This is a genomic window from Pseudoroseomonas cervicalis ATCC 49957 (assembly GCF_000164635.1).
GTDB lineage: Bacteria > Pseudomonadota > Alphaproteobacteria > Acetobacterales > Acetobacteraceae > Pseudoroseomonas > Pseudoroseomonas cervicalis.
Genome location: NZ_GG770924.1, coordinates 1 through 1,996 on the forward strand (window position 1 = coordinate 1; position 1,996 = coordinate 1,996).

Here is a 1,996-nt window from a genome sequence, read left to right on the forward strand (position 1 = left end):
ACTGGCTGCGCTGGCGCGCGGCGCGCTGAGCCGCGCCCTCAGGGCCGGCGCAGCAGCGCCTCGACCCGCAGCGCGCTCGCCAATGGCAGATCGGGCTCGGCCCGTGCCGCGTCAACGCGCTGCACCAGGGCGGAGAGGGTGATGCCTTCCGCCTTGGCCATGGCCTCCAGCACCGACCAGAAGGGCGCCTCCAGCGCCACGCTGGTGCGGTGCCCCGCCAGGGTGAAGGAGCGTTTCAGCAGGTGTCGTCCGGTCATCCCGCCCCGTCCAGCGTGGCGCCCGGGGTGACCATCAGCTCCGGCCGCACCCAGGCATCGAACTGCTCCGGCGTCACATGGCCCAGCCGCACGGCGGCGTCGCGCAGCGTCAGATTCTCGGCCAGGGCCAGCTTCGCCGTCTGCACCGCCTTGTCATAGCCGATCCGGGGATTAAGGACGGTGACCAGCATCAGCGACTTCGCCAGATTCTCGGCGATTCGCGGCAGGTTCGGCTCCAGCTTGTCGACCATGTTGTGGGCGAAGCTCTCGGCCGCATCGGCCAGCAGCGCCACGGATTGCAGCGTGGCGTGGATGATCACCGGCTTGAACACGTTCAGCTCCAGGTGACCCTGGGCGCCGGCCATGGTGATGGCGGTGTGGTTGCCCATGACCTGCGCCGCCACCATGGTCAGCGCCTCCGACTGGGTCGGGTTGGTCTTGCCCGGCATGATCGAGGAGGAGAGCCCGTCCGCCGGGATGAACAGCTCGGAAAACCCGCTGCGCGGGCCGCTGCCGAGCAGGCGGATGTCGTTGCCGATCTTGGTCAGCGACACGGCCAGCGTGTTCAGCACGCCGGCCAGCTCGACAAAGGCGTCCTCCGCCCCCATGCCCTCGAACTTGTTCGGGTTGGGCTGGAAGTCGAGGCCGGTCAGCGCCCGGATCCGCTCGCAGAAGGCGGTGTCGAAATCGCGGTGGCGGTTGAGGCCGGTGCCGACGGCGGTGCCGCCCTGCGGCAGCAGCAGCAGCCGGGGCAGGGCGCCGCGCAGCCGGTCCTGGCCATGCGCCACCTGCGCCGCCCAGGCGGCGAATTCCTGGCCCAGCGTCACCGGCACCGCGTCCATCAGATGGGTGCGGCCGACCTTGACGATGTCCCCCCACTGCGCCGCCCGCCGCTCCAGCGACTCGCGCAGCACGCCGAGCGCCGGGATCAGCCGCTGCGTCACCGCCTCGGAGGCGGCGATGTGCATCATGGTGGGGAAGCTGTCGTTGGAGGACTGGCCGCGATTGACGTGGTCGTTCGGATGCACCGGCCTGCGGCTGCCGAGCGGCTGGCCCAGCAGCTCATTGGCGCGGTTCGAGATGACCTCGTTGGCGTTCATGTTGGTCTGGGTGCCACTGCCGGTCTGCCAGACGGGCAACGGGAAATCGGCGTCGCGCAGGCCTTCCGCCACCTCGGCGGCGGCGCGGGCGATCGGCCCGGCGAGATCGGCGGGCAGTTCGCCCAGCGCCTGGTTGGCCTCGGCCGCCGCCTGTTTCTGCAGGCCGACGGCGCGGATCAGGATGCGCGGGAAGCGCTCCGTGCCGATCCGGAACAGGCGGCGCGCGCGCTCGGTCTGCGGGCCCCAGTAGCGGCCGGCCTCGATCTCGATGGTGCCGAGGCTGTCGGTCTCGATACGGTGGGCGGTGTCGGGGGTGGCGGCCATGGCGGTGCTCCTGCCTGAGACGGACTCTCAGTGTGGGAAGACCGGGGCGCCGGTAACAGGTTCCGCGCGGCGCGAGGCGGACCCGCGCCGGGGGCACGGATCCGCGGGGCGGCCGAGGCGGGCCTTACCAGCCGTAATAGTAGTGCCGGCGCGGCGGCGGCGCGTAATAGGCCACCGGGGGCGGCGCGTAATAGGCGACCGGCGGGGGCGGCGGCGGGGCGTAATAGACCGGCGGCGGCGCATAGACCACGCGCGGCGGCGGCGCGTAATAGGCCGGCGGCGGGGCGTAATAGGCGGGCGGGGGCGAGGCGAGGG

3 protein-coding genes are annotated in these 1,996 nt (G+C 71.9%); all 3 read right to left on the reverse strand.

Going from position 1 to position 1,996, the window contains the following annotated elements:
- Window positions 1-38 precede the first annotated feature (38 nt).
- Entirely contained in the window at window positions 39-257 is a 219-nt protein-coding gene (locus HMPREF0731_RS20380) for a ribbon-helix-helix domain-containing protein (protein WP_007006117.1), read from the reverse strand.
- Window positions 254-1,681 carry a class II fumarate hydratase gene (locus HMPREF0731_RS20385; protein ID WP_007006118.1) on the reverse strand — a complete coding sequence of 476 codons (1,428 nt, stop codon included), beginning with the start codon at window positions 1,679-1,681 and terminating at the stop codon, window positions 254-256. Before HMPREF0731_RS20385 ends, HMPREF0731_RS20380 begins: the two co-directional genes overlap by 4 nt.
- Before the next feature lie 124 nt (window positions 1,682-1,805).
- Window positions 1,806-1,996, reverse strand: a 191-nt coding sequence (locus HMPREF0731_RS20390) for a hypothetical protein (RefSeq protein ID WP_040614237.1), incomplete at its 5' end; no start/stop codon positions are given.

Excerpts from the sequence above, each read along its gene's own strand:
- HMPREF0731_RS20380 (WP_007006117.1), bottom strand. The coding sequence starts at position 257 with ATGACCGGACGACACCTGCTGAAACGCTCCTTCACCCTGGCGGGGCAC.
- HMPREF0731_RS20385 (WP_007006118.1), bottom strand. The coding sequence starts at position 1,681 with ATGGCCGCCACCCCCGACACCGCCCACCGTATCGAGACCGACAGCCTC.